General features: G+C 65.3%; 23 protein-coding genes. All 23 read right to left on the reverse strand.

What is annotated here, in order from left to right; translation table 11 throughout:
- Positions 1 to 150 precede the first annotated feature (150 nt).
- The 23 genes from AMD14_RS10325 to AMD14_RS10435 all read right to left on the reverse strand — a co-directional run bounded on the left by AMD14_RS10325 (position 151) and on the right by AMD14_RS10435 (position 26,029).
- Entirely contained in the window at positions 151 to 3,102 is a 2,952-nt protein-coding gene (locus AMD14_RS10325) for a diguanylate cyclase domain-containing protein (protein WP_015463141.1), read from the reverse strand.
- A 198-nt stretch (positions 3,103 to 3,300) separates the two neighbouring features.
- Positions 3,301 to 4,092, reverse strand: a complete 792-nt coding sequence (gene fliR, locus AMD14_RS10330) for a flagellar biosynthetic protein FliR (RefSeq protein WP_005917965.1) — start codon at positions 4,090 to 4,092, stop codon at positions 3,301 to 3,303.
- A gap of 13 nt (positions 4,093 to 4,105) precedes the next feature.
- Positions 4,106 to 4,375 carry a flagellar biosynthetic protein FliQ gene (locus tag AMD14_RS10335; protein ID WP_005917968.1) on the reverse strand — a complete coding sequence of 90 codons (270 nt, stop codon included), beginning with the start codon at positions 4,373 to 4,375 and terminating at the stop codon, positions 4,106 to 4,108.
- Between the two features lie 837 nt (positions 4,376 to 5,212).
- A complete protein-coding gene (fliP, locus tag AMD14_RS10340; protein WP_005921349.1) occupies positions 5,213 to 6,058 on the reverse strand; it encodes a flagellar type III secretion system pore protein FliP in 846 nt (281 codons plus the stop codon).
- Between the two features lies 1 nt (position 6,059).
- Positions 6,060 to 6,467, reverse strand: a complete 408-nt coding sequence (gene fliO / locus AMD14_RS10345; protein WP_005921346.1) for a flagellar biosynthetic protein FliO — start codon at positions 6,465 to 6,467, stop codon at positions 6,060 to 6,062.
- Positions 6,464 to 6,802 (reverse strand): flagellar motor switch protein FliN, encoded by a 339-nt coding sequence (gene fliN, locus AMD14_RS10350; RefSeq protein ID WP_007969679.1) that lies wholly within the window; start codon positions 6,800 to 6,802, stop codon positions 6,464 to 6,466. Before fliN ends, fliO begins: the two co-directional genes overlap by 4 nt.
- Positions 6,799 to 7,812, reverse strand: a complete 1,014-nt coding sequence (fliM, locus tag AMD14_RS10355; RefSeq protein ID WP_005917976.1) for a flagellar motor switch protein FliM — start codon at positions 7,810 to 7,812, stop codon at positions 6,799 to 6,801. The genes fliN and fliM overlap by 4 nt, the downstream gene beginning before the upstream one ends.
- A gap of 10 nt (positions 7,813 to 7,822) precedes the next feature.
- The gene (locus AMD14_RS10360) at positions 7,823 to 8,350 is read right to left on the reverse strand and encodes a flagellar basal body-associated FliL family protein (RefSeq protein ID WP_011051248.1); all 528 of its coding nucleotides are present in this window, start codon (positions 8,348 to 8,350) and stop codon (positions 7,823 to 7,825) included.
- Between the two features lie 189 nt (positions 8,351 to 8,539).
- On the reverse strand, positions 8,540 to 9,829 hold the full coding sequence (locus tag AMD14_RS10365) for a flagellar hook-length control protein FliK (protein WP_015463142.1): 1,290 nt from the start codon (positions 9,827 to 9,829) through the stop codon (positions 8,540 to 8,542).
- Positions 9,826 to 10,281 carry a flagellar export protein FliJ gene (gene fliJ, locus AMD14_RS10370; RefSeq protein WP_005918178.1) on the reverse strand — a complete coding sequence of 152 codons (456 nt, stop codon included), beginning with the start codon at positions 10,279 to 10,281 and terminating at the stop codon, positions 9,826 to 9,828. The genes AMD14_RS10365 and fliJ overlap by 4 nt, the downstream gene beginning before the upstream one ends.
- 3 nt (positions 10,282 to 10,284) lie before the next feature.
- A complete protein-coding gene (locus AMD14_RS10375) occupies positions 10,285 to 11,661 on the reverse strand; it encodes a FliI/YscN family ATPase (protein WP_011051250.1) in 1,377 nt (458 codons plus the stop codon).
- Entirely contained in the window at positions 11,658 to 12,278 is a 621-nt protein-coding gene (locus AMD14_RS10380) for a FliH/SctL family protein (protein WP_015463143.1), read from the reverse strand. Before AMD14_RS10380 ends, AMD14_RS10375 begins: the two co-directional genes overlap by 4 nt.
- Entirely contained in the window at positions 12,275 to 13,264 is a 990-nt protein-coding gene (gene fliG / locus AMD14_RS10385) for a flagellar motor switch protein FliG (RefSeq protein WP_005918162.1), read from the reverse strand. The genes AMD14_RS10380 and fliG overlap by 4 nt, the downstream gene beginning before the upstream one ends.
- A gap of 10 nt (positions 13,265 to 13,274) precedes the next feature.
- Complete coding sequence (gene fliF / locus AMD14_RS10390; protein ID WP_005930339.1) at positions 13,275 to 14,999, reverse strand: flagellar basal-body MS-ring/collar protein FliF; 1,725 nt, start codon at positions 14,997 to 14,999, stop codon at positions 13,275 to 13,277.
- 13 nt (positions 15,000 to 15,012) lie between these two features.
- The gene (gene fliE / locus AMD14_RS10395) at positions 15,013 to 15,384 is read right to left on the reverse strand and encodes a flagellar hook-basal body complex protein FliE (RefSeq protein WP_015463144.1); all 372 of its coding nucleotides are present in this window, start codon (positions 15,382 to 15,384) and stop codon (positions 15,013 to 15,015) included.
- A gap of 466 nt (positions 15,385 to 15,850) precedes the next feature.
- Positions 15,851 to 19,348: a glycosyltransferase gene (locus AMD14_RS10400; protein WP_040107753.1), complete on the reverse strand. Its 3,498-nt coding sequence runs from the start codon at positions 19,346 to 19,348 to the stop codon at positions 15,851 to 15,853.
- Between the two features lie 213 nt (positions 19,349 to 19,561).
- Complete coding sequence (locus AMD14_RS10405) at positions 19,562 to 21,085, reverse strand: FkbM family methyltransferase (RefSeq protein WP_015463146.1); 1,524 nt, start codon at positions 21,083 to 21,085, stop codon at positions 19,562 to 19,564.
- On the reverse strand, positions 21,082 to 21,705 hold the full coding sequence (locus AMD14_RS10410; RefSeq protein ID WP_011051256.1) for an LbetaH domain-containing protein: 624 nt from the start codon (positions 21,703 to 21,705) through the stop codon (positions 21,082 to 21,084). The genes AMD14_RS10405 and AMD14_RS10410 overlap by 4 nt, the downstream gene beginning before the upstream one ends.
- Complete coding sequence (locus AMD14_RS10415) at positions 21,695 to 22,840, reverse strand: aromatic ring-hydroxylating oxygenase subunit alpha (RefSeq protein ID WP_011051257.1); 1,146 nt, start codon at positions 22,838 to 22,840, stop codon at positions 21,695 to 21,697. Before AMD14_RS10415 ends, AMD14_RS10410 begins: the two co-directional genes overlap by 11 nt.
- A 12-nt stretch (positions 22,841 to 22,852) precedes the next feature.
- On the reverse strand, positions 22,853 to 23,497 hold the full coding sequence (locus AMD14_RS10420; protein ID WP_011051258.1) for an acetyltransferase: 645 nt from the start codon (positions 23,495 to 23,497) through the stop codon (positions 22,853 to 22,855).
- Positions 23,494 to 24,231, reverse strand: a complete 738-nt coding sequence (locus tag AMD14_RS10425) for an SDR family NAD(P)-dependent oxidoreductase (RefSeq protein ID WP_015472045.1) — start codon at positions 24,229 to 24,231, stop codon at positions 23,494 to 23,496. The genes AMD14_RS10420 and AMD14_RS10425 overlap by 4 nt, the downstream gene beginning before the upstream one ends.
- On the reverse strand, positions 24,228 to 24,992 hold the full coding sequence (locus tag AMD14_RS10430) for an SDR family NAD(P)-dependent oxidoreductase (protein WP_011051260.1): 765 nt from the start codon (positions 24,990 to 24,992) through the stop codon (positions 24,228 to 24,230). Before AMD14_RS10430 ends, AMD14_RS10425 begins: the two co-directional genes overlap by 4 nt.
- Positions 24,989 to 26,029, reverse strand: a complete 1,041-nt coding sequence (locus AMD14_RS10435; protein ID WP_015463148.1) for a ketoacyl-ACP synthase III — start codon at positions 26,027 to 26,029, stop codon at positions 24,989 to 24,991. The genes AMD14_RS10430 and AMD14_RS10435 overlap by 4 nt, the downstream gene beginning before the upstream one ends.
- Between the last annotated feature and the right edge of the window lie 2 nt (positions 26,030 to 26,031).

Here is a 26,031-nt window from a genome sequence, read left to right on the forward strand (position 1 = left end):
ACCTGCAATCCCTGCAGGGCTTTCCGCGCGTGGTCATTGGCAGGAGCAGCTGGTGTTGATCGAAGGCTGCACTCGGTTGTCAGCGCTCAGGTGCCTTCAGCGTCCGCATTGAACGGGTGCGGCGCGCGGCTTAAGTCACCTGCGCTGCCGTCACACCTGATCGAGCGTGTCCAGCGGCACGTGGTCGTAATCGACACGATTGCGGCCACTGCGCTTGGCCCTGTACAGCGCCGCGTCGGCGCGCGCCAGCAGTTGCTCAAGCGTTTCGCCACGCTGAAACCAGGCCACGCCGACCGAACAGGTGACATGCAGCCAGCCGCCATCGATGGGGTAGTCGCCGCAGATGCCGCGGTGCAGGGCGTCCAGCCGATGCGTGGCATCCAGGTTCAGGCCTGGCAGCAGCGCCAGCAATTCTTCGCCGCCGTAACGGCCGATGCGGTCGTCGCCGCGCATCAGCGTGTCCATACGGCGGCCGACCCCAGCCAGGACGGCGTCGCCGGCCAGATGGCCATGCTGGTCGTTGACCAGTTTGAAGTGGTCCAGATCGATCAACACCACCGCCAGCGGACGCCCTTGGTGTTCGGCATGCAGCAGCATCTCGCGCAACGCGGCCAGGATGCCGGCGCGGTTGAGCAGGCCGGTGAGTTCGTCGTGGGTGGCCTTGAGCGAGAGTTCGGCGCGCGCCGCTTCCAGATCGCGCTTGTCCTGTTCCAGCTCGGCGGTGCGCTTGGCCACCAGCTGCTCCAGTTCGCGCTTGCGCCGCAGCAGTTTGGCGGTGCGCCAACGCAGCAGAGCGATCACCGCCGCGATGCTCAGCAGCACGTATCCGACAATGGCCGGAACGCCCCGCCACCACGGTGGCACCAGCTCGAACCCGAAGCGGGTGATCGGGCTGCTGCTGCGCTGGTAGGCATCCATTGCCTGCACTTCCAGCGTGTAACTGCCTGGCGGCAGCAGCGGGTAGGTCAGGTGGCTGAGCGAGGTGCTGGTCCAGCTGGCCTGATGGCCTTCGACCCGGTAACGGAAGCTGACGCGGTCCGGGCCGCCCTCCGCCCCCGGGGTGCTGAGTTCCACATCCAGCGGCACCCGCGACCACGCCACCCGGGCTTGCGGCAGCAGCGGTTGGCTGCCGCGGCGCACATGCAGGATGTCCACCCGCAGCGGCGCCGCGGCGAACACGCGCATCGGATCCAGCAAGTGGGTCAGGCCACGGCTGCTGCCGAGCCAGACGCTGCCATCGGTATCTTCGAAAAATGCATTGGCCGACATGTCGTCCCACAACAGCCCTTCCGTGCGCGTGGCCCGCGCCCAACGTCCGTTTTGGTACACATCCAGGCCCTGGCTGCTGCCCAGCCACAGCCGGCCCCTGCTGTCGTGACGCAGGATGAAGGGCATCACCCGTGCCACCAGCGGGTCGTCCACGGCGGCAAGCGTCAATATGCCGTCGGCCTGCAGCCGGCCATGCCACAGCCCGGTATCGCGCAGCGACAGCCAGACCTCGCCATCGGCGCTGAAATCGAGCAGGAAGAAATCCTGGCTAGGCAGGTCGCCGCGCACCTGCACGCGCTGCCAGTGGCCGTCTTTTGCCTGCAGGAACAGGCCTTCGCGCGTGCTGGCCCACAGCCGCCCCTGCGGATCCAGGTCGATATCGCCTACGAAGGCCGCCGGCAGCGCCGTTTCGCGCTCGGCTCTCGGCGGGGTGCCGCGCTGTACGCGGTACAGCCCGCGCGGGGTAGTGATCCACAAGGTGCCGGCCGTATCGAACATCAGCCTGTTGATCGGCAGGTCGAGCTGCAGCACATCGGTGGTCTTGCCGCTGCGCGGGTCGCGCCGCGCCACGGCCCCGGACGAGCGCGCCACCCAGGCCGCACCATCGTCCGGCGACAGCGCAATGGAAATGGACTGCAGCAGGGGTTGGCCGTTCTCCAGCGTCCACGGCTGCATGCGCCCGCTACGCGGATCGAGCACATTGGATCCCGCATCGCCACCGACCAACAGCTCACCGCTGGGCAGCCGCTGGCTCACCCAGGTCGGCGCTTCGGCCAGGCCCTGGCTTTCGTCCCAGTGTTCGATGGCGCCGTAGCCCAGCCAGCGCTGCACGCCCAGGCCGCGCGTGCCGATCCACAGCTGGCCGGTGCTCTGCATCATCAGCGGGCCGACCATGGGGCTGATCTGCAGCCCCTGGCTTTGGCCGAAGTAGCGCCAATGGTCGCCTTCCCAGCGCACTAGGCCGCGGTCCGAGCGCGTCAGCAGGCGGCCCTGCGCATCTTCCGACAGCGTCGTGGCACCGGAGAGGGTGTCGAATCGGGTGCCCGCTGGCGCCGGACGATTGCGGAACACGTGCTCGCCGGCAGCACGTGAGAGCACCAGCCCGCCACCGCGCAACCACAGGGTGCCCAGGCGATCGCGAAAGATCGCGCGCCATTGCCGTTCGGGCACGCCGTCGTTCTCGGCCAGCAAGGTGATCTTGCCGCCGGCATCGATCCGGCAGACGTGCTGGCCGCAGCTGGCCCATAACGCGGTTCCATCGGCCAGCAAGGCCCTGCCGGCCGGCAAGAGGCGTCCATCGTCCAACTGCAAGGGCAGGGGGTGGACCGACCAGCCGCCTGCGGCACTGGGCGACAGCCGCAGCAGGCTGTTTTCGCTGACCACCACCACGCCATCGGCGTAGGCGGCAACGACATTGCCGCTGTCGGCGCGGATCGGCTTGCCATCGCGCAGCACCTGCACGAAGTCGTTACCCTCGCGCACGAACAGGCCATTGGCGCTGGACACCCACAGGCGTCCGGCCGCATCCAGCCCGAGCGCGCGGATATAGCGCGCATCCAGCCCGCTCTCCTTGCCGACCGGGGTAAAGCGTTCGCGTTCGAAACGGTGCAGCGCCAGCTCGGTGCCGACCCAGACCACGCCCTGGCGGTCTTCGAGCAAGCTGTTGACGGTCATGCCCTGCAGGCCATCGGCCTGGGCGTAATCGCGGAAGCTGTAGGTTTGCGCCCAACTGGTGCCGCAGATCAGCACCGCCGCCAGCAACAGCCACGCCCTTGCATGCAGGCGAGCGCCTTGCAATCGCATCGGGGCCAACAGCGCAGGCACAGTAAGCATCGATTTCCGTGGATGGGTAAGTGTCGGACGACGATACGCAGCGTCAATCGTGTAGGGGCTTTAACGGCTGCGCGGCCAGAAAATTGAGGTGTGTCACGGTTTGGGGGTGCAGGATGGGGAGGCCCGTCGTAGTGGCGTCGGCGCCGGCAACTTGGCGGCCTGCCGTGCTTGCAGTGGTCGACCGTTGTCTAGTGTGGATCAGGCCGTCAGCTCTCTTGCGGCATCGAAGGCGGTATCGAACATGCGTTGCACCGGCGGGGCGAACTCGCTGGCGAAACTCGACAGCAGGAACAGCCCCAGCAATACCGTCAGCGGCAGGCCCAGTTGCATGGGGTTCAATGCCGGCGCCGCCTTGGCCAGCGCGCCGAAGGCCAGGTTGACCGCCAGCATCGCCACCATCATCGGCAAGGCCAGGGTCAACCCGCCGCGCAGGATCTGCAGGAACAGGGTGGGCGCCACTTCGGCGAATGCGCCGGCATCGGGCAACGCGGTCCCGATCGGCAATGCCTTGTAGCTGTCCACCAGCAATGCGATCACCGCCAGATGCCCGTTGGCCGCGAAGAACAGCAGCCCGAAGCCGATGTAGAACCACTGCGCGATCACCCCCGACGTCACGCCGCGCATGGGGTCGGACATCTGCGCGAACGACAGGCCGGTGGACTGCGACACCAGTTCGCCGGCCAATGCGCCGGCTTCGAACATCAGCTTCAGCATGAAGCCCATGCTGGCCCCGACCGCCAGCTCGCGCGCAATGCTCAGCACCGCCTGGGCGGTAAAGCCGTCCCACTCCGGCACCGGCGGCAGGATCGGCGCCAGCACCATCGCCAGCGTTCCGGCCAGCATCACCCGCACCCGTCCGGGCACCGCCCGCGTCCCGATCAACGGCATTGCAGTCAGCAACGCACCGGTGCGCAGCATGGTCCACATGATCGCTCCGACCATCGCGAACGCGCGCTGGCCATCGATCACCATCTGGGTTGCAGAATCCATCCGCTCTGGCCCGCTAGCCGATCAGATGCGGAATGCGCTGGAACAGCGCAATGGTGAACTCCACCAGATGCCCCAGCAGCATGCTGCCGGTGGCGAACAGCGTGGCCGTCAGCGCCACTGCCTTGGCCACGAAGGCGATGGTCGGTTCGTTCAACTGGGTGGCGGCCTGCACCACGCCGATCACCACGCCGACCACCAGCACGGCCAGCAACATCGGTCCGGCAATCCACAGGACGGTGACCAGGCCACCACGCAATTCAGTCAGGGCGATTTCAGGGCTCATGGGAGGTGCTGATGCAAGTGGGATGCCAAAGGTGTGGGATTGGGGATTGGGGATTGGTTGGCGAACGGGGATCTGAGTTGCCTCGTGTTGCACTGGCTGTCGCTGTCGCTGTCGCTGTCGCTGTCGCTGCGCTCTGGCTTTAGTTTGCTGTTGCTCTGCTTTCGGCTTTTCGGGCCCCCATACCGCAGCGGCAGGCCACGTGGGTCAAACCCCGAAGGGGCGGCGCGCAAGGATGCGCGACGTTTTTCTAAGGGACATGGATGTCCCTTAGAAAAATTCCCACGTGGACTGCGTACCCGGAGCGCCTTGGCGCGGAGGGGCGCGAGGACGGGGTGTGTTTCTTTGGTTACTTTCTTTGCACAAGCAAAGAAAGTGACTCGTTCCCCGAAGGGGAGCGAAAGCCCTGTACTTGCGTTTGCTCGGTTTGCAGTTTCGTTTTTAGTGTGAGACAGAGAAATCAACGGCTTTCACGCCCTGCGGGCGCGAGTCACTTTTCTTTGCTTGTGCAAAGAAAAGTAACCAAAAGAAAGCACACCCCGTCCTCGCGCCCTCCGCGCTACGCGCTCCAGGTCCGCAGGCCATCCGGGAATTTTTCAAAGGGACGTCCATGTCCCTTTGAAAAACGTCGCGCATCCATGCGCGTCGCCCCTGCGGGGTTTGACCCGAATGGCCTGCCGCTGCGGTATGGGGCCCCTGAGAAGCAAGAACCTAGAAGCAAGAAGCAAGAACTAAGCACTAAGCCGCAAGCGCCTGGGCACTACAGCTGTGCTGTGCGGCGGCTCCAACAAACACACTCAACCGGCTGGCAAGTGCTACAGCGCGCAACGCACGCCACCCCTACGACGCGTTAAAGCTCGCAGCCAGCGTCCCCACCACCAGCACCCAACCATCCACCAGGATGAACAACAGAATCTTGAACGGCGCGGAGATCAGCATCGGCGACAGCATCATCATGCCCATCGACATCAGCACGCTGGCCACCACCAAGTCGATGATCACGAACGGGATGAAGATCAGAAAGCCGATTTCGAAAGCGGTCTTCAGCTCGCTGGTCACGAACGAGGCCACCAGCACCGGGAATGGTACCGCGTCCGGGCCGGCGTACTTGCCGTCGCCGGCCATGCCGGCGAAGGTCATCAGATCGGTCTCGCGGATCTGCGCCAGCATGAAAGCGCGCAGCGGCTGCGTGGTGAGCGTCCAGGCAGTGGAAAAATCGATCTGGTTGTTGAGGTACGGCTGTAGCCCGGCGCCCCACATCTTCTGCCACACCGGCATCATCACCAGCGCGGTCAGGAACATCGCCAGGCCCAGCAGCACCTGGTTGGACGGGGTCTGGCCGGTGCCCAGCGCCTGGCGCAGCAGGCCCAGCACGATGGTGATGCGGGTGAAGGCGGTCAACACCAGCAGCATCGACGGCAGCAGGGTGATCGCCGTCATCAGCAGCAAGGTCTGCAGCGGCAGGCTCACGGGCTGGTCGCCGATGCGGCCCACGCTCACGTTCGGCAGCGACGGCAACTGGTTGGAACCGGCCGGTACCGCGGCAGGGGTCGCCGCCGGTGCCGCGGCCTGCGCCATTGCCGGCAGCGCGGCCGGGCTGGCCGCGGCCAGCAGCGGGCAACTCATCACCAGCAGGATCAGCACCAGGCGCACACTGCGCCCCCAACGATTCCAACGGCTCAACATGTCACGGGTCCTTGCGCAGCTTCTGGGCGAGCAGCTGGGCGAAATTGGGAAGTTGCTTGAAAGCGGGCAGGGTGGGGGCGGGCGCGGTCGGCAGCGGCTCGGGCAGGGTGTGCAGGGTGCTGATGCCGCCGGCGGTCACGCCGAGCAACAACTGCTGGCCGTTCACCTCCACCACCACCACACGTTCCTTGGCACCGACTGCCAGGCTGGTCACCACACGCAGGCCCTCGGTGCTGCGGAATCCGCTGCCGGGCATGCGCTTGAGCAACCAGCCCAGGCCGACGATCAGCGCGAGCACCAGCAGCAATGCAAAGACTGCGCCAAACAGGCTGGGCGAGGACGGCGCCTGCGCGCCGACCTGGGTCGCCTTGGCCGCGACCGGCGCGGCAGCGGCCAGCAGGCCGATCACCGCAGCCTCCGGATCCGCTCGCTGGGGCTGACCACGTCGGTCAGGCGAATGCCGAAGCGGTCGTTGATGACGACCACTTCGCCGTGCGCGATCAGGGTGCCGTTGACGTAGACGTCCAGCGGTTCGCCGGCGCCGCGTTCCAGTTCCACCACCGAGCCCTGGTTGAGCTGCAGCAGGTTGCGGATCGGAATGCGTGCGCGGCCCACTTCCAGCGACAGGGTCACCGGCACGTCCAGGATCACGTCCAGGTTGAGGTCGGCCGCGTTCTGGTCCTGCTCGGCCTGCAGGCTGTCGAAGGTGGCAGGCGAGGCGTCGAGGATGTCGGAGTTGATCATTTGCTGGAGTCCTGGGAGGGAACGGCGCGTGGGGCTTGCACGCCGGGCGGGCGTACGGCGGTGATCTTGACGGCGTTGTTGCCATTGGAAACGCCGAATTCGCCGGTGAATAACGGGATGTCTTCCACGCACAGCGGCACCTGGGCGGGCAGGTCGATCGGCAGGATGTCGCCGACCTTCAAACCGGTGAGCTGGCGCAGGCTCATGCGCTTGCTGGCCAGCACGCTGGACAGGGTCACCTCGGCGGTGTCCAGCTGCTCGCGCAGCATCACGTTCCAGGAGTCGTCGCGGTCGTTGCGGTCGCTCTGGATGCCGGCATCGAGCAGTTCGCGGATCGGCTCCAGCATCGAATACGGCAGGGTGATGTGGATCTCGCCGCCGCCGCCTTCCAGCTCCACATGGAACCGGCACACCACCACGTACTCGCGCGGGGTGACGATGTTGGCGAAGTGCGGGTTGATCTCCGAGTTGATGTACTCGAAGTCCACGTCCATCACCGGCGCCCAGGCTTCCTTCAGGTCGGCGAAGGTCTGCTTGAGCATCAGCTGGATCACGCGCATCTCGGTGGCGGTGAATTCGCGGCCTTCGATGCGGGTGTGGAAGCGGCCGTCGCCACCGAAGAAGTTGTCCACCACGGTGAACACCAGGGTGGGTTCGAACACGATCAGGCCGGTGCCGCGCAGCGGCTTGAACCGAATCAGGTTGAGGTTGGTCGGCACGTACAGCGAGTGCATGTACTCGTTGAACTTGACCAGGTCGATGCCGCGCACCGACAGGTCGGCCGAGCGCCGGATCAGGTTGAACAGGCCGATCCGCCACAACCGCGCGAAGCGCTCGTTGACCATCTCCAGGGTCGGCATGCGCCCACGGATGATGCGGTCCTGGCTGGACAGATCGTATTGGCGCGCCTCGCCGGGCAGCGGCTCCGGCTCGGTGTTGACCGCGCCCGAATCCACGCCGTGCAGCAGGGCATCGATCTCGTCCTGGGAAAGCAGATCACTGACGCTCATCGGGCAGGCCTTACTGGGTCACGAAACTGGTGAACAGCAATTCTTCGACGCACTTCTTGCCGGTCTCGCTGGTCATGACCTTCTGCGCTTCGGCCAGGGCAGACTTCTGCAGCTTCTGCTTGCCGGCCAGGTCGGCCACGTCGGTGGCCTTGACCTGCGACAGCAGCATCAGCAGGTGCGCGCGGATGGCCGGCGCGTTCTCGGTGATGAGCTTGAGCTCTTCGGGGTCGCGGGTGACCAGCTGCACTTCGACCTGCAGGTACTGCGGGCCATCGCCGGGGTCGGCCAGGTTGACCACGATGGCCGGGTCCATGGGGAAGTACTGCGCCGGCTTGGGCACTTCGGCCACCTTGGGGGCATCGTGCTTGCCGCCCTTTTCCTCGCCCTTGTGGCCCAGGAAGAACCAGGCGCCGCCGCCAGCGGCTGCCAATACCACCACGCCGATGGCGATGAGCAGGATGGGCTTCTTGCCGCCCTTCTTCTTCTCGCCCTTGTCGTCTTTATCGTCGGTCTTCTTGGGTTTTTCAGCCGCTGCCACAGTCTGCTCCAGGGGAATGCTTACCCTGTCGATGCAACTGGCATGCCAAAACCGCGTCGGTTTCCTGGCGCAGGCGGTGTGGAAACCAAAAAGCCCCCGCAGCCCTTGCGCTGCGGGGGTGGAGGGGCGTCATCGGCTACCGGCCGAGCGCGCGGATCGGCGGCGCCGGGGTATGCCCGGTACGTCGTTTCAGGCGTAGGCGTCCAGCAATCCACGCTGGCGTAACACCACCGACGGAATTCCGACGGGCGGGGCGTCGTCCAGGGTCAGGCCGTTGCCGTTGTCGTTGCCGCCATTGCGATTGCCCGCCGAATTCTGCTGTTGCTGACCGACATCGGCCTGGCCAAGTTGAAAGCCGTTCTGGCCGAGCATTTCGCGCAGCCGCGGCAGGCTCTGTTCCAGTGCCTGGCGGGTGTCGGCATTGGCGGCGGTGAAGCTGGCATTGACCTTGTCGCCCTCCAGATGCAGGCGCACCTCGACCGGACCCATCTCGTTCGGCGTCACCTTGATGTGGGCATGACCGATCTTCTGGTCGGCCAGCCAGCTCATGCGCGCGCCGATGGCGTCGTCGAAATTGTCGCTGCCCAGGTCCGGGGTGGGCGTGGGCGAGGCGCTGAAGATCGGTGCCGCTTCCTGCAGACGGGTCAGCGCCGGTGCGGTAGTGGTCGGCAACACGAACGCCGGGGCATCCGGCGTTGCCGGGGCGGCGCTGTCGTCGGCAGCCGGTTCCAGCGCCTTGGCGGCCATGCTCATCAACGCGGCGGTCTGCGCGTCGCCGCTCACGGCGGTGGTCGAAGTCGGCTTGGCGCCTGCGACGGCAGTCGGCACCAGCGCTCCCAGCGCGGGCAGGGCGGTGCCAGCGTTTGCAGTGGCGGCTGCGGTTGCATCGGTGGGCAGTGCGGTGGCCGTCGCGGTAGCGCCGTTGGCACCGGCCATGCTGGCCGTCAGTGCCGCCGCTGCGGCCGCCAGCACATCGCCACCCGGCAGCGCCTGTGCCAGCAGGCCCATGCCGAAGCCACCCAGCCCAGCCGGCGGCCAGCCGGCATCGGTCGCGGTGGCTGTCTCTGCGGGCGCGTCTTCGCTGGTAGCGGTGGCCTTGGCGGGTTTGCCCGTCTTGGTGGCGGTGGCCGCCGTGCTCTTATCGGTCGTTGCCGCGTCCTTGGCGGTACTTGGCTTGGCCTGCTTGGCATCGCCGTCCTGCGCCCGCGGCCGGGCGGTGGCATCGCCGGCCGCATCGTCGCGGGTGTCCTCGTCGCTGCGGTTCTTGTCGGACTGGTTGGGCTTGGGCGCGGACTGCTTGGCAGGCACGCGTTCGGGTGCCTGCGGCGGGGCCTGGTTCGGCGTGTTGGCCGGATTGAGCATGCGCGCAAACTGGTCCTGGCCTGCGTCCGGTTCGGACGACGGGTCGCTGTAGCTGGATTTCTTGCCGGTGCCGGCAAGCGCACCAAGGCCGGCGGCGAAGGCGGACAAGGGATTCATGCGGATTCTCCGTGGGTGTCTTGGCTGCGGGCCAGGCGCGAACGACGCGCGCCGAGATCGTCCATCTCACGCTGGTCGCGGCGTTCGATCACTTTGTTTTCCTGGGCGCGGTAGCTGGCGGCCAATTGCTCCAGCACCTGCTTCTCGCGGCTGGCCAGCAGCAGGCGGGTGCGCTCGGCTTCGACCTTGGCGATATTGCTTTGCACGGTCTGCGCCTGCTGCAGCACGGCGCTGTCCAGCCGGTCCAGGAAGGCGCGGCGGTTGCTCAGCGCCACCGCGCTGGTGCCGGCCATCTGGCTGTTGGCGTATTCCTCGGCGTAGCGGCGCAATTCTTCCAGGCGCGACTGGTGGGTTTCCAGGACGCGCTGGCGCTCGGCCAGATCGCGGGCGACCTTGTCTTCCTGTTCCTGCGCGCGGCGCAGCAGTGGGTCGATCCGTTTGGACTGCATCATGGATTAGTTCTCGGGTTCGACCAGTTGTTGCAGGGCGGACAGGCTGTCGCTCAGGAGCGAGGCCTTGTGCACGTCCTGGCCGAGGAATTCGACGATCTCCGGCCAGCGCGCCAGCGCTTCGTCGGTGGCCGGGTCGCTGCCGCGCTGGTAGGCGCCGATGGCGATCAGGTCGCGGTTGGCGGTGTAGGCCGAAAGCAGCCGCTTGAGCTTGCGGATGCGCAGGCGCCAGGTGTCGTCGGCGATGTCCTGCACCACGCGGCTGACCGAGGATTCCAGGTCGATGGCCGGATAAAGGCCGCTGTCGGCAACCCGACGCGAGAGCAAGATGTGGCCGTCGAGAATGGCGCGGGCGGCGTCGGCGATCGGGTCCTGCGGGTCGTCGCCTTCGGTCAGCACGGTGTAGAAGGCGGTGATCGAACCGCGGCCCTTGGCGCCGTTGCCGGCACGTTCCACCAGCGCCGGCAATTTGGCGAACACCGACGGTGGGTAGCCGCGGGTGGTCGGCGGCTCGCCGACCGACAGGCCGATCTCGCGCTGCGCCTGGGCGAAGCGGGTCAGCGAATCCATCAGCAGCAGCACGTTCAAGCCCTGGTCGCGGAACCATTCGGCGATGGCGGTAGCGCGGTAGGCGCCATGCAGGCGTGCCAATGGCGGGCGGTCGGCCGGCGCCGCCACGACCACGGCGCGGCGCAGGCCTTCTTCGCCCAGGGTGGTTTCGACGAAATCGCGTACTTCGCGGCCACGTTCGCCGATCAGCCCGACCACGATGACGTCGGCCGAGGTGAAGCGGGTCATCATGCCCAGCAGCGTCGATTTACCGACACCGGAGCCGGCGAACAGGCCCACGCGCTGGCCGCGGCCGATCGGCAGCATGGCGTTGATGGCGCGCACGCCGACGTCCAGCGAGGTGGTGATGGGTTCGCGCGCCAGCGGGTTGATCGACACGCCCGCCATGCCGATGCTGCCTTCGGCGCGGATCGGGCCCTTGCCGTCCAGCGGGGTGCCGTCGCTGTCGATGACGCGGCCGAGCAGGCCTTCGCCCACTTCCACGCCGCCGCGGCGCCGCGAGGGCACCACGCGCGCATTCGGCAGCAGGCCATGCAGTTCGGCGCTGGGAATCAGGTAGGTACGTTCGCCGGCGAAGCCGACCACTTCGGCATCGACCCAGCCGCCATCGACCTCGACCTTGCAGGTGGCGCCCATCGGCGCCTCGCAGCCGGTCGCTTCCAGGGTCAGGCCGACCGCGCGTCGCAGGATGCCTTCGCGGATCAGGGTGCGGCCGGCGGTGGGCTCCAGGCCGAGGGTGCCCAGGCGCGTGGCCAGGCGCAGATTGCGTGCATCCAGCCAATCGGCCGGGGTGGCGCCGAACAGGGCGCTCACAGACCCGCTCCGGATTTGCGCATGACCGTCTCCAGCGCAGCTCGCAGGCGTGCGTCCAGGGTGCCGTCGATGCGCACGCTTTCGGCGTGCACACGCAGGTCGCCGCGGCTCAGGCTCATGTCCGGGGCCACGCGGGTGGTGCTGCTGGGCGCCAGATGCGGCAGCAGCGCGGTGATGTCGTCCGGGTGCAGGCGGACTTCGACTTCGCGGCCGGCACCGCCAACCGCATCGACTGCCTCGCCGACCAGGTCGGCCAGCAGCTGCGGGTCGGCCTGGTAGGCACGGCCGACCAGCTGGCCGGCGATGCGCACGGCCAATTCGCCGAGCGCGCCGACCACTTCGTTTTCCAGCCGCGCCAGCGGGCGGGTGAAGTTGTCCAGGATGCCGTCGATCTGCGCGGTGAGCCGGCGCACTTCCGACTGGCCCTGGGCGAAGCCTTCGGCATGCCCGCGCGCGAAACCTTCGTGCTGGGCGGCATCTTCGATGGCCTGGATCGCTTCCAGGGTCGGCGGGCGCAGCACCGGCTCGAGCATGGCCGGTTCTTCGTAGTCCGGCTCCGGCAGGGCCGGGGCAAGCTGCAGGTCCGGGGCCAGCCAGCGGGTGACCACCTCGTTCATACCATGGCCTCCGCACCGGCGCCGCCCAGGCTGATGGCGCCCTCGTCAGCCAGGCGGCGGACGATGGTGAGGATTTCCTTCTGTGCCGCTTCCACGTCTGCAAGGCGCACCGGGCCGCGCGCTTCCATGTCCTCGAGCAGGATTTCGGCCGCGCGCTGGGACATGTTGCGGGTGATCTTTTCGCGCACCTTGACGTCGGCGCCGCGCAAGGCCAGGCCAAGGCGCTCGCCGGAGACTTCGCGCAGCAGCGTCTGCAGGCCGCGGTCGTCCAGGTCCACCAGGTTGTCGAACACGAACATCAGGTCCTGGATCTTGCCGGCCAGGTCGGCGTCGATCTTGCCGATCTCGCCCAGCACGCCCTGATCGGCGCCGGTGTCCAGGAAGTTGAGGATGTTGGCCGCCACCTTGATGCCGCCCACGTTGGACGACTTCAGGTTCTGGTTGCCAGCGAATTGACGCTCCATGATGTCGTTGAGCTCGCTCAGCGCATTCGGCGGGATGCCGTCCAGGGTGGCGATGCGCAGCAGCACGTCGGCGCGGGTGCGCTCGGGCAGCAGCTTCAGCGCCTCGGCGGCCTGGTCGCTGTCCAGATGCGCCATGACGATGGCGATGATCTGCGGGTGTTCGTTGCGCACCAGGTCGGCAACCGCACGCGGGTCCATCCACTTCAAGGTGTCCAGGCCGGTGGTGTTGCGGCCCAGCAGGATGCGGTCGATCAGGCCACCGGCCTTGTCGGCGCCCAGCGCCTGGATCAGCACATTGCGGATGTAGTCGTCGGCGCCCACGCCCAGCGAGGTCTTGCCCGCCAGTTCGCCGTTGAACTCGTCCATCACCTTTTCGACCTGGTCGCGCGAGATGCCGGTCATGGTGGCCATGGCGATGCCGATCTTCTGCACCTCCTTGGGATCCATGTGCTTGAGCACTTCGGCCGCGTCGCTCTCACCCAGCGACAGCAACAGCACCGCGGCGCGCTGTACTCCGGTCATCGGTTGTGTATCAGGCTTCACTGGCGACCCATCCCTTCACGACTTGTGCGACACGTTTTGAATCGGCTTTGACTGCCTCGCGCGCCAGGCGCATGCGCTCTTCGTAGGCGTCTGGCAGAGCGATCGGGGTCTTTTTGTCCTGACCGATCTGCGCGGTGTCTTCTTCCAGGCGGGGCATCAGGTCGTCATCGTCGTCGACCATCCGCACGTCGGCGCTCTGTGGAGTGCCATCCTTGCCAGCCTTGCCTTGCTTGTCCTTGACCGCGGTCACGCCGGTGAGCTGACGCAGGGTGGGGCGCACCACACCGAACAGCAGCGCCAGCACCACCACCGCGCCGACCAGCAGGCGCAGACCGTTCTGCACGCGCGGATCTTCCCACCACTTCGGACCTTCTTCACCAGCCACCGCTTCGCGCACGAACGGGGCATTCATCACCGACACCGTGTCGCCGCGTGCCGCGTCGAAACCCACTGCCTGCTTGACCAGGCCTTCGATACGGGTGAGCTCGGCGGCGGTGAGCGGCTGTTCGACCATCTTGCCCTTGGCGCCCGGGCGCGGGACGTTGTCCAGCAGCACCGCCACCGAGACGCGCTTGATGCGACCGGCCGGCTGGCGGGTGTGTTGCAAGGTTCGGTCCAATTCGTAGTTACGGGTGGCGCTCTTGGAACTTTCGGTGGGCGTGGCTGGGGCGGCGGCCTGGCCGTTGGCGGCCGCCGGAGTGCCCGGCGCGCCGGCGACTGCCGGTGCCGGCGGCTGGCCGGGGCTATTGCTGGTGGCGCCCGGAGGGCCCTGCGGGCCGGTAGCGCTGGTGCTGGTGTCGCTGACCTGCTCGCTGCGCAGCTTGGCCGGCTCGCCGTTGTAGAGCTCGCGGGCCTCTTCGACCACCGAGAAATCCATGTCCACGCTGGTTTCCGGATTGACCCGGCCCGGGCCGGTCATCGGCTCCAGCAGTTCGCGGATGCGCTGGTTGTAGGAGCTTTCCTGGCGGCGCACCTGTTCGAACTGGGCAGCGTGCTGCGCCGCATCGCTGTTCGGGTCGGCGATGGAGAGCATGCGGCCGCTCTGGTCGACCACGGTGACGCGTTCGGGGGTCATGTCCGGAATGCTGGAGGCCACCAGATTGACGATGGCATCGACCTGGTTGCGCTCCAGGCCCTGGCCGCCGCGTAGTTCCAGCACCACCGAGGCGCTGGCCACATCGCGCTGGCGGGTGAAGGCGCTGGGCTTGGGAATGGCCAGATGCACACGGGCCTCGCGCACCGGGCGCAGGGTGCCGATGGTGCGCGAGAGTTCGGTTTCCAGCGCGTGCTGGTAGCGGGCGTTTTCCACGAACTGGCTGACGCCGAAGCCCGGGTCCTTTTCCATCAGTTCGAAGCCGCCGCCGGTTTCCTTGCCGGTCAGGCCGGAGCCGGCCAGCTTGAGGCGGGCGTCGTACAGACGGTCCTGCGGCACCGAAATGGCGCCGGTGCCCTGGTCGATCTTGTAGGGAATCTGCGCGGTGCGCAGCAGGTCGGCCGCTTCGGCATTGCCCTTCTCGTCCAGGCCGGTGTACAGCGATTGATAGCCAGGCTTCTGCGACCAGAAGAACACCGCCAGACCGGCCGCGACCGCCAGGGCGATCATCGCCATCATGGTCAGCTTGCGGGTGATCTGCAGGCTGCGGACACGGTCGAACCATTGCCCCGCCTTTTCGGCGTTCTGGTTCATGTTTTCTTTGCTGATCGCGAGTGCCATGTGTCGTCAACCTTTACAGCGGCATGTTCATGACGTCCTGATAAGCCTGGACGAGACGGTTGCGGACTTCCACGGTGGCGCGGAAGGCCACCTGGGACTGCTGGGAGGCGACCATGACCCGTGCCAGATCGGCCTTGGGGTCGCCCATTTCGAATGCTTTGGACAGTGCGCCGGCCTTCTGCTGGGCCTCGTTGACGCCGCCGATGGCGCCGCGCAAGGTCTCGCTGAAGCTCGGTGCCTGCGTCGCCGGTGTTCCCTGCGTGCCGGCCAGTCCCTGGATCTGGTTGCCACGCGCCGCATCGCCTACCGCGCCCATCGAGCCTTGGCCCATCTGCGTCTGGTAGCTGCGGATCTGCGAGAGGATGGAGGTAACGGAGTCGCTCATGGGTGCGGTCAGCCAGGGAGGCAGTGACACCAATGCAAGCGGCGTGCCGAAATGGCGCCGGGATTCCGGCGCGGGTACGTTTCTGTCGCGCCTGTCGTGGCCGGGGCGCAGCGTGATGGCCCCCGTCCTCCCTTCGGGCACCTTCCCCCGCAAGCGGGGACGGGAGCCGGTGGATGGTCAGTTGCAGTGCAACCGACAGATCAAGCGCAGCCGGGCATTTCTTCACGCGGCGCCAGCGTGCGGACCCACGCGCCCATCCGCCCTTCTGGCACCTTCCCCCCGCAAGCGGGGGACGGGAGCCGGTGGATGGTCAGTTGCAGTGCAACCGACAGATCGCGTGCAGCCGGGCTTTTGCAGTACACCCTGAAAATCAAGCGCACCCAGGCTTTCCTTCTCCCGCTAGCGGGAGAAGGTGGCGCGCAGCGCCGGATGAGGGCAACACCGTCAAAACCAGCGTAACCGCGCGCTAGCCCGGCAACCAGGCGGCGCGCCAGGTATCCAGATGGCTGCCGCTCAACATCCAGTCGCGGTGCACCGCCTCGCGCAACGCTGCGCCTTTCGCCGCTGACGCGTCCGGGTCGGCCAGATGCTCGCGAATGGCGCCGATCCAGTCGCGGTAGCGGTTCTTCACCAGCGTCACCGGCAGGCTGCCCTGGTAGCAGCGCACGTCGCTGGCGATCACCGGATACCCGCAGGCCCCATATTCGAGCAAGCGCAGATTGCTCTTGCACTCGTTGAACAGGTTTTGCTCCACCGGTGCCAGCGCCAGATCCAGGTCCAATGCTGCCAGCGCGGCCGGGTAGCGGTCGATCGGCACGCCGGGCTGGAAGTGATGGATGTGCTGGCGCAGCGCGAATGGGTACATCCCCATGAACACCCATTCCACTTCGTCGGCCAATTCCCGCACCACATCGGCGATCAGCTCCAGGTCGCCGGTATGGCTGGCGCCGCCGGCCCAACCCACCCGCGGCTTGCCACCCTGGCGCTCGCCTCGCGCCGGCAGATGTTCCCACCAATGGGGCGGCAGGCGGTTTTCGGCCACCCGGATATCGCTGTGCAACCCGGCGAACGCCTCGGCCAGGGCAGGGGTGGACACCACGAAACGGTCCACCATGCTGAGCCCGCGCCGCACCGTCTTCAGGATGTCCTTGGGCATGTGCTCGCGGTGCGCGTTCTTCAGCGGCAGATTGGGCAGGTAGTCGTCCAGTTCGTACACCTTGAACGCGCGCGACAACGACTTCATCCGCCGCATGGCGTCCAGCCGCGCTTCGCCGACCTGGCGTTGCAGGATCACCACGTCCGGATCCTGGCGCGCCAGCTCGCTGATCTCCAGGTAGCCGTTGAACAACACCCCTTCGGCCATTCCGGCCTCCCGCAAGGCGCGCAGTGGCTGGATCACCCGGTAGTGGCCGCAGCCTTCGATATCGGCCGGCAACGCGATCACGCTCGGCAGCGGTCGCCACGACTGCAACGGCCGCCAGCTCGCGCGCGGGTCGGCCAGCGCGAAGCCGGCACCGGGGTCCAGCGAAAATCCCGGGTTATAGGCTGGGTCGTTGGCCATCATCGGCAGCCACCGCGCGTACATCGCTTCCTCGTCGAGTGACGTGGCGGGCGTGGTGTCGAACGGATCGATCAACAGCTGCGCACGTGCCGCGAAGACATTGAGATAGCCGGCCTGCTGCAAGCGCAGGCACAGGTCGACATCGCTCCACTGCGCCAGCGCCGGCTCCAGGTCGAAGCCGCCTGCGTCCACAAACAGCTGGCGCGGCAGCATCAGGCATTCGCCACTCAACGCGCTGTAGTTCTGGTCCAGTTGCAGACGCTGCAGATAGCCCGATTCATCGAATGCCGCACCTTCGAACGCGCGCGCTGCAGGTGCCCCCAGGCCCAGTAGCAGTCCGGCGTGATGCACGGTGCCGTCGCCGCGCAGCAGCTTGCCCGCGACCGCACCGATCTCCGGGCGCAGCGCGTGGTTGAGCAATTGCTCCAGCCAATCGGCCTTCATCACCGCCGCACCCGCTGCCAGCCACAACACCACCTCCCCACATGCGTGCTCCACCGCGGCATTGCATACCGCCTCACGCGGTGGTTCGGCGGCAAAGCGCAGCACGCGAATCTGCTGCATGCCCAGATTCTCGATGCCGCTCAGCCAGCCATGCAGATCCGGCTCGGTGGTGCCGCGATCCAGCAGCAACACCTCGTAATGCGGATAGCTGGTCTTGGCAAGAATGCTTTCCAGGCAGCGCTGCACCTGCAGCAGCCGGCCATCGACCAGCACCATGATGCTCACCAGCGGTTGCTGCGCATGGCGGTAGTCCACCGCATGCCGGCCGGGACCGGCGCTGTGCACCACGGCGTCCACGTAACCGCGTTCGGCGAGATGGCGCGCAATCGCCCGGCGTTCGTCTTCGTCGTCGTGCTGCGGCGTGGCCGATGCGATCAGGATGGGTTCTGCAATATGACGGATGCAGGCCAACCCGTAACGCTCGATCAGGCCGAGCTGGTAATCCAGCTCGAATGCCGCGCCGGGCCCGGTGGGAAAACCGCCATCGGCCAACAGCGCGCGGTGCCGGAACGCCCAGTGCCGCGAAAGCGTCGCCGGTGCGCTCAACAGCATGTCCAGATACAGCGCCGGCCGCAGCGCCAGCCCCAACTGTCCGTTGTCCAGCGCCATCACTTCATCGGCGTAGACGGCTTGGCAGTCGTCGGGTAACGCCAGCATTTCCAGCGCCAGCATCATCAACCCGCTGGCGGTGAACAGGGTGCCGGCAGCGACCAGCAGCACCCAATCGATCGCATCCTGTGCGGCGATCACCCGGTTGAGCGTTGCTGCCAGGCCGTGCGCCTCGATCAGCACACCACGCTCGCCGTGCGCGGCAACCTGCTGCGGCGAGCTGCTGACGACCCAGGTTCGATGCTGTTGATAGCAAGCGACCGCCTCCAGGCTGTCGCGCGTTGCAGCGACCGCTGCGGCATCGCCGTGACGGTCGATCAGCAGCACCGCGATGCGCGGCCCGCCGGAATGCGCCCGCAGGCGCGCCTGGATCAATGCACGTTGCACCGTGCTCGGATGGCGCACGCCCAGCCAGGTCGTCGGCGACACGCGCTCGGCCATGCCGGCGCTTTGCATCAACGCATTGACCAGATCCACCGGCTTGAACACGCGCGCCTTGTGCGGACTGAGCGGGGCCACGCGCACCTGCCGGTTATCGCCGCTCTCGCGTCGCCAGCCGAGCTGGCGGATGCCCTGGCGCAAGTCTTCATGCCCCTGATCGCCGATGCCGGGCTGGTCGCGCCCCCCTTGACTGAACTGCGCACTGGAGACCCGAAACTGCGTGAGCGGGCTGGCCAGCATCGCCAGGTTGCCGTGGCGCAGCAGCTTGACGTAGATCGCCAGATCGCCGACCCAATGGATGGCCTTGCCGTTCAAGGCCATCAGGTCGTTGCCCAACGCCAACAGATCCGCACGCCGCGCGAGCACGCAACTCGGCTCACCGATGAAATTGATGGTGTGGTCGGCCAGAAACGACACCAGCTCCGGCCCGTCGATCAGCACGTCGTCGGCAAACGGGAAGCAGGTGGCCAGAATGTCCGGCAGCGGCTGCCCGTCGTCATCGATGCGCACCCGTCGCGACGATGCCATCGCCGTGCCCGGGTTGCGCTCGATCGCCTCGACCAACTGCGCAATGCAATCGGACTGCAGCACATCGTCGTCATGCAGGAACTTGATGTACTCGCCCTGCGCCAGGCCAATCCCCTTGATTTTGCTGCCGAGCTCGCCAAGGCGAACTGGATTGCGGAAATAGCTGATCGGAAAAGGACATTTCAGCGAATGCCCTGCGACGCACTGTTCGATCAACGCATCGGCACTGTCGTCGCAGACGATCAGTTCGAGCCTTGGGTAAGACTGCAGAACTACGCTCCTAAGCGCTTCATCGAGATAGCGCAGCTTGTAGGCAGGCATCACGACGCTGACAAGCGCATAGTTGGCGGAGCGATCTTCTGGCTGGTGCATCACAGCTCAATGAGTAGTTCGAAACATAAGGGGCTTAGCAGAATCAGTAGCGCGCATGGCAAAAAATATCCGGACACGCAGTAGCGGTCTACATCATGGCGTGGAGGCGATTTGGCGCCTTCCACCATTGCCTTATCTTCCTGGTAGTGAATTCTCCAGGACCTACTCCGCCCAAGGCGGCGGTGCGGCACCGGCGACGGGGGATGCATACAACACGAGATCGTAGTAGTGGCCGGGAGAGTGCTGGCGTAGGCGGAAATGATAGCCCTCCACCAATTTATCCAGTTGTTCCACGATATCCAATAAATCCTGGGCGTAGTGGTAGACACAAATAGCCATGCGGGGGAGCTGGGTACGGATGAGGTGAGATGCGCCTTCCAGTGCCCTGGCTTCAAATCCTTCGATGTCCAACTTCAGCAGCGTCAGCTTTTCCAATTCGTCGTCCAGGCGTGTGGTCGCCACGGAGATTCCGCCATCCGGCGATACATGGCTGGAGACGGTGCCTGTCTCCTCGAAGCGCAGCGTTGTCTGTTCGTTGGAGATGGCTTTTTTTAGTGCCTTGAAATTGTGTGGAGGAAGGGGGAGGGCGCTCGCAATGCTCTCCAATTTCTGAAAGTTGATGCGATCGGGTTCAAAGGCGGTGATGCTTTCGTAGCAGTGGCGGGATGCCTCGAGAAACTTGTGCACGATGGGTCCCTGGAAGGCACCGCCATCGCAGAAATGTTCACGCTGGCCAAGCTGGAACGTGCTGGTGTCTGCGTATTCTGAAAAGTACTCGTTGATCGGCGTCGCCCAGCAGTCCAGCAGCAAGCTGGAATCGTAAGTCAGGCGGAACAACAGGTTGCTGTAGAGCGTAAAAACGCTGAGATCGTCGTCCAGTCGATCCGCAATACGCAGAAATTCGTCCAGGCGCAGAAGCGTCCGCTGACGGTATACCTGGGCAGGCTCGTATACGGCGGGAAGCCCGCAGTGCGCAACGGCAAGGCAGGCACCGACCCTTTCAATGCCTGCTTGTTCGCAGAGCTTGCGGGCCAAGCCCGACTCTCCGGGGCTGTAAGAAAAATCGATGGCCAATGCCTGGGAATGCTGGGCCGCTTGTTCGATGAACTGGCGCGAACTCCAACGCGGCACCCCATGAACGGTATCGCTGTCGCTTGGCTCGTCATCAATGGCGGCAATGACATGACTGGAGCGCTGGACAATCTGTGGGCCATAAATGTTGCCAAGGCCCGAGCGCGGCTGAAGCAGAAACAGGGGGCGCTGTTCGAAACCTGGGATCGGCGGATCCACGGAAGGCGCAACGCTCAATTGCTCAATGTCCGCGCTTGCGCACAGGTCATTTGCAAACGCCCGTCCGCGCGGACTGCAAGAGAAATCGATAGCGATTGCATCGGCATACTGGCCTGCCTTGGCCAGGAACTCCTGGCTGCTCCAGCGCGGCGCGCCGTGGATGTGGTCCAGATGGATGCTTTGGTCATCAATTGCGGCAACAACATGGTGCAGGTCGGCAACGACCCGGGGACCGTGCACCATGCCGACATGGGACTCGGGAGCGACGAGGAACACGGGGCGGTTGGCGATCGCGGGTAGGCGCGCAATGACATCCTCGAGTGCAGGGCGCTCCTGCTCCGCAATACGTAGAATCCGTTGGCGAAGCTGCTCATTTCTTGAGTTCATGAACGTCATGTCCCGAAGGTATGAATGGGGTTGTGGTAACGGGCGTCGAAATAGGTTTTGGCAGGCACGTCCTCGCAGTAGACACGCGGCCACCCAAGTTCGCAGCTTCGTCCCACCTTGATGCCTCCGCGCACGATGGCGCCGGTTCGCAGGATGCTATTGCCGCCGATCTCGACGCCCGCGCCGATTTGCACACCATTCTCGATCCAGCATGACGATTTGATGCGGCATGCCGTTCCGAGGTGCGCGCCGGCATGGATGACGGTGTTGTAGTCGATCTTGCACCCGTGCCCGACGACAGCATGGGCACCCACGAATGTGTTGAGCCCGATGACTACGTCAGTGCCGATAGCTGCGCTGGAGTGGATGTAGGACTCCAGCTTGAAGCCGCGTTCCATCGCTGCCTGCATCAGTTCTACGCGCTTGAAGTTGCCGAAGCGTTCGTCGAACGCCACGAACATCGCCCCGTCGGTCGGATTCAATCCATCCAGCACGCCAAGATCGAATTCATGTTCGGAGTCTTGTGGCACCTCGATCCTGATGACCGTCTCGTCCTGACGCGCCTGCTTCCAGGCGTGAAAGGCCAGGTCGAGGTATTCGCTGCGGCCGATGATCCACCTAGATTTCATGTTCGGTCTCCATCAGCAGCGTGTACCAGCGTTCGACCAGTCGATTCATGGATTCGTAGGCACCCTGGGTTGGCAGGGGCGCGTCTGTGTGCAAGGCCGCCTGCACCCGCTCCATGATGTCAACGTCTTCGCCCACTACCACCCTGCTGCCGTGCATCTGTGCCAGTAGCACTTGGTTGGAAGAAACATAAGGCTGTTTCTTCCGTGCGCTAAACCAATAAATTTCAAGGTCGGTGCGGTCCGGCGCGACGGGGATGTGGTGTTCCAGCGTGAAGGAATAGCCGCCGTTGGAACTGGCGATATGCATGTTCGGAAAGGCCAACCAGTTGAAGTAGGCATTCTGCTCGCCCCAGCGTTCCACTTTATCGTGCCAGCCGAAGTGTTGAAGGTTGGGAATGGGTGCTTCCGGGCCGCCGAAACTGAAGCGGCGCATCTCGTGCCTCAAGGCAGCGGGTGAGCTGTCTTGCAAAGCTTTCATGGACTCCTTGGCTTGTTCCTCGTCTACTTGGGGAACGAAGCTGACGTTCTTGGCCAGGGTCTTGGGGTGGACAAAGCGCGGGTGGTTCGCGTCCCGCAGATTCTCGTAGGCCAGCTTCCAGTTGTACCGGCCATGCCAGGTAGTCACCATGACCTCGGTGTCATAGGCGTTGGAACTACTTTCGAGCAAGGCGATGAAGTCAGGCGAAAACTGATCCTGAATCGGCATCGGGTCGGGATCGAGGTTGACGAACACCAGGTTTCCCACCTCATGCAAGGCGAACTCCCGCAGTTGGAGGCCGCGTCTTTCCTCCTCGCCGAAGCCATAAACGGCATCGCATTCGGGGATGTTCTCGACCCGACCGTCGGCATCGTACTTCCATGCATGGTAAGGGCAGACCAGCGACCGCTTTCCCACCGGCGCTGTCTGGAGCAGTGCGCTGCGGTGCAGGCAGACGTTCTCGAACGCGCGCAGGCGACCCTGGAAGTTCTGGATCAGTACCGGAATGCCGGCAAGGCTGCGGGTGATGAAGCAGTTGTTATCGGGCAGCAGCGTCTTGAGGCCGGCGAACAGCCATACCTTGCGGAAGATCTTGCGCTGTTCGCGGGCGAAGATGTCCGTGGACAGGTAGTAGCCGGGGTGCATTCGCGATCGCATTGGCGGGCTTCCTCAGGAATCCTTGTGGTAAATGACCCGCGCAGGGTTACCGAATACGCTGGCACCGGCCGGCACGTCCTTGACCACGACCGAACCGGCACCGACCACTGCAGCGTCGCCGATATGGATGCCGGGCAGGATGGTGGCGTGTGGGTGCACGATCGCATGCTTACCGATGCGCGCGCCGCCGCCGACGAAGGCCATTGCCCCGATGTGCGCGTAGTCGCCGACATGGACATCGTGCCCGAGCATGGTGTTTGCCTGCACGTTGACAAAGTCGTCCAGCCAGACGTTGGGGCTGAGCTGCACGCGGTGGCACAGGAAGCAGCCCTGGCCGATGTGCACACGCGGGCTCAAAAACGCGCCGGTGAGGATGGGGATGAACTGCGCGCCTTGTTCCAACAATGGCTGCGCATAGCGCTGGCGCGCATGCGGATCGCCGATCGCGCAGACGAAGCGTTCTTCGTCCTGCGGCTGATATGCGAGCGGGCTGCCGACGATGGTCAGATCGCAGTCCAGACCATCCAATATCTGCGGGCGCGTGTCGAGAAAGCCCACCGGATACCACTGCGTTCCGCATGCTGGATCGCCCTGCATCTGCGCCAGGACCTCGCGCCCCCATCCGCCGGCACCAACGATCAACACCGGGTGGATCATAGGATCGAGCCGCCGTCCATCACCAGGCTAGTCCCGGTGACCCAGCGGCTGGCATCGGCTAGCAGATAGATCGCGGCGTTGGCCACGTCCTGCGGCTCGCCCAGGCCTAGAGGATGCCGTGCCTTCTGCGCATCGAGTTGATCTGCGCCCCACATCGGCGTGGCCACAGCGGATGGAGAAATGCCGTTGACCCGAATCCTGCGTTTGGCTTGTTCTAGCGCCAGGCATTTGATGATGCCGATGAGGCCCGCCTTCATTGCTGAATATGGCCCTACGCCGCGCGTGCCGAGGTGTGCGGCAGTGGAGAGCATGAACACGATCGATCCCTGTGAAGCGATGGCATTTGCGTGCAGCAGGCGCTGCGTCAGCATCACAGGAGCGAGAAAATTGACCGTGTACATCTCGGTCATCGCCGCTTCGGTCAACTGCCGGATCGGGCAATGCTTTTGCATGCCAGCGCAGTGCACCAGACCATGTAACGTCGCACCCGCTGCAGCAGCCAGTGCTTCGCGATCGGCGGTACCCGTGAGATCGCCGAGCACGCTAACGTGGCCCGTGCCCTGCAGCTGCGCCTGGGTCTGCGCGAGACGGTCTTTGTCGCGGCCGGCGAGAACGATGCGGGCACCTCGCTGTGCGCAGGCGATGGCGATTTGCCGGCCCAGCCCCGACGACGCTCCCGTCACCAGGATCGTCTTTCCGTTGAGCGAAAACGCACTGTGAGCCGGCGTGTTCATGCGTAGATGTCCATCGGCACGGTGAGGCCACCATCCACCACGAAATAGTTGCGCGTGATCCAGCGACTTGCATCGGCCAGCAGGAACGCGACGGCGTAGGCGACGTCCTCCGGCTCGCCCATGCCGAGCGGTGTCAGTTCGAAAAGCCCTTCCATATTGCCGCCGCTGCCTTGTAGGCCGTCCAGCAGCGGCGTGCGCACGTAACCCGGCGCAATGCAGTTGGCGCGGATGCCGTTCTTGGCAACTTCCTGCGCCAGCGATCTCACCATACCGAGCAGCGCGCTTTTGCTGGCCGCATACGCGCTACTGGCCATCGGCCCGATATGCGAGGCGACCGAAGCGACGAACACCAGCGAGCCTTGCGCGGCGATGCGTTTTTTTGCCAGCAGTCCCCGGGTCAGCAGCATCGGCGCGAACGTGTTGCTGGAGAACATGTCGTCCAAATGCGCCCGATTGACCAGGCGCAGCGGAACCAGCCGAGAGATGCCAGCCGCGTGCGCCATCCCATCCAACACGCCAACGTGGGCGACCAAGTGATCGATGTCCTCCTGCCGGTCAAGGTCTGCCGCGATCGTCACGTGTCCTTCGCCTGCCAACGCCTCTAGGGTCGAGGCCAGTCGCGCGCGGTCGCGCCCGCTGATTGCCACCTGGGCACCGAGCTCGGCGCAGGAAATGGCGATCTGGCGGCCAATACCCGAGGATGCGCCAGTGACGAGGATGCGCTTGCCGGCAAGCGAGAAAGGGTCGGGGGGGATACTCACGATTCGATCAGATCCGGAAAAACGGCCCCTTCGATGTCGAGCAGACAGCTGCCCCACGACAAGCCAATGCCGAAGCCGCACAGCAACACGCGCTTGGACCCGGATTCGAGCTCCTTGTTGATGCGCGCGGTCATGGTCACCGGCAGCGAGGCGCCGCTCGAGTTGCCGAAGTCGCGCAGCGTCGAAGGCACTTTTTCCACCGGCAGGCCGAGTTTCTTGCGAATGGTCTCGTTGATCATGCGGTTGGCTTGGTGGAACACAAAGTAGTCGATCTCATCCTTGGAAGCGCCGGTGTAGTCGAGCAGTTTCTGTACCGCTGGCGGAATGCGCTGAGTGGAGAAGCTCAACACCGCCACGCCGTCCAGGATCAGATCCGTGCCGCGTCGCCACGGGCCGTTGGGTTCTTCGCGGAACGGCATCAGATGCTGTATGGCAACCGGTTCGCGTTGGCCGCCGACCGGCAAGATGATTGCCTTATAGCCGCTGCCGTCGCTATTGAGGTCGAAATACATCGGCGGCGCGTCGGCGCTGAACTCCAAAGCGGTGGCAGTGCCCGAGTCGGAGAAGATCGGGTCTTCCAGGTTCGCGCTACGGTCGCCGACCAGTAGCAGGCCTTTCTTGACGCCGCCGGCGGCGATCATCGAGCCGAGCAGGTTGATGCCGAACGGGTAGGCCGAGCAGCCCAGGTTGACGTCGAAGGCGACGGTGGCATGCGACAGCCCCAGCCTGTCTTGCAGGATGATCGCGGTGGCAGGAATCGGATAGTCCGGCGACTGCGTCACCACGATCAGTGCATCGATCTCCTCGCGCTTCCACTGCAGACGCTCCAGCAGCACCTCGGTCGCGTCGAAGGCCAGATCGGAAAAACATTGCCATTCAGAGGCCATGCGGCGGGTCTCGATGCCGATGTTGCGCACCAGCCGCTCGCGCTCGGTGCGGATTTGCGGGCGGCAATCGGTGAGATTGGACACCACGCGCTTGGGCACGCAGGTCGCCATACCGGCAAAGCGGACGTTATGCAGCGTGGAGGTCGGCATGG

Origin of the sequence: Xanthomonas citri pv. citri (genome assembly GCF_000961215.1) — a bacterium.
Lineage (GTDB): Bacteria > Pseudomonadota > Gammaproteobacteria > Xanthomonadales > Xanthomonadaceae > Xanthomonas > Xanthomonas cissicola.

What these genes read in the sequence shown, in the direction of transcription:
- AMD14_RS10405 (WP_015463146.1), bottom strand. Translation starts at nt 21,085, where the DNA reads ATGACGTTCATGAACTCAAGAAATGAGCAGCTTCGCCAACGGATTCTA.
- AMD14_RS10325 (WP_015463141.1), bottom strand. Translation starts at nt 3,102, where the DNA reads ATGCTTACTGTGCCTGCGCTGTTGGCCCCGATGCGATTGCAAGGCGCT.
- fliJ (WP_005918178.1), bottom strand. Translation starts at nt 10,281, where the DNA reads ATGATGCAGTCCAAACGGATCGACCCACTGCTGCGCCGCGCGCAGGAA.
- AMD14_RS10415 (WP_011051257.1), bottom strand. Translation starts at nt 22,840, where the DNA reads ATGCGATCGCGAATGCACCCCGGCTACTACCTGTCCACGGACATCTTC.
- AMD14_RS10380 (WP_015463143.1), bottom strand. Translation starts at nt 12,278, where the DNA reads ATGAACGAGGTGGTCACCCGCTGGCTGGCCCCGGACCTGCAGCTTGCC.
- fliR (WP_005917965.1), bottom strand. Translation starts at nt 4,092, where the DNA reads ATGGATTCTGCAACCCAGATGGTGATCGATGGCCAGCGCGCGTTCGCG.
- AMD14_RS10425 (WP_015472045.1), bottom strand. Translation starts at nt 24,231, where the DNA reads ATGAACACGCCGGCTCACAGTGCGTTTTCGCTCAACGGAAAGACGATC.
- AMD14_RS10410 (WP_011051256.1), bottom strand. Translation starts at nt 21,705, where the DNA reads ATGAAATCTAGGTGGATCATCGGCCGCAGCGAATACCTCGACCTGGCC.
- fliP (WP_005921349.1), bottom strand. Translation starts at nt 6,058, where the DNA reads ATGTTGAGCCGTTGGAATCGTTGGGGGCGCAGTGTGCGCCTGGTGCTG.
- fliE (WP_015463144.1), bottom strand. Translation starts at nt 15,384, where the DNA reads ATGAGCGACTCCGTTACCTCCATCCTCTCGCAGATCCGCAGCTACCAG.
- fliG (WP_005918162.1), bottom strand. Translation starts at nt 13,264, where the DNA reads ATGACCGGAGTACAGCGCGCCGCGGTGCTGTTGCTGTCGCTGGGTGAG.
- AMD14_RS10365 (WP_015463142.1), bottom strand. Translation starts at nt 9,829, where the DNA reads ATGAATCCCTTGTCCGCCTTCGCCGCCGGCCTTGGTGCGCTTGCCGGC.
- AMD14_RS10420 (WP_011051258.1), bottom strand. Translation starts at nt 23,497, where the DNA reads ATGATCCACCCGGTGTTGATCGTTGGTGCCGGCGGATGGGGGCGCGAG.
- AMD14_RS10335 (WP_005917968.1), bottom strand. Translation starts at nt 4,375, where the DNA reads ATGAGCCCTGAAATCGCCCTGACTGAATTGCGTGGTGGCCTGGTCACC.
- fliN (WP_007969679.1), bottom strand. Translation starts at nt 6,802, where the DNA reads ATGATCAACTCCGACATCCTCGACGCCTCGCCTGCCACCTTCGACAGC.
- AMD14_RS10435 (WP_015463148.1), bottom strand. Translation starts at nt 26,029, where the DNA reads ATGCCGACCTCCACGCTGCATAACGTCCGCTTTGCCGGTATGGCGACC.
- fliF (WP_005930339.1), bottom strand. Translation starts at nt 14,999, where the DNA reads ATGGCACTCGCGATCAGCAAAGAAAACATGAACCAGAACGCCGAAAAG.
- AMD14_RS10400 (WP_040107753.1), bottom strand. Translation starts at nt 19,348, where the DNA reads ATGCCTGCCTACAAGCTGCGCTATCTCGATGAAGCGCTTAGGAGCGTA.
- fliM (WP_005917976.1), bottom strand. Translation starts at nt 7,812, where the DNA reads ATGAGCGTCAGTGATCTGCTTTCCCAGGACGAGATCGATGCCCTGCTG.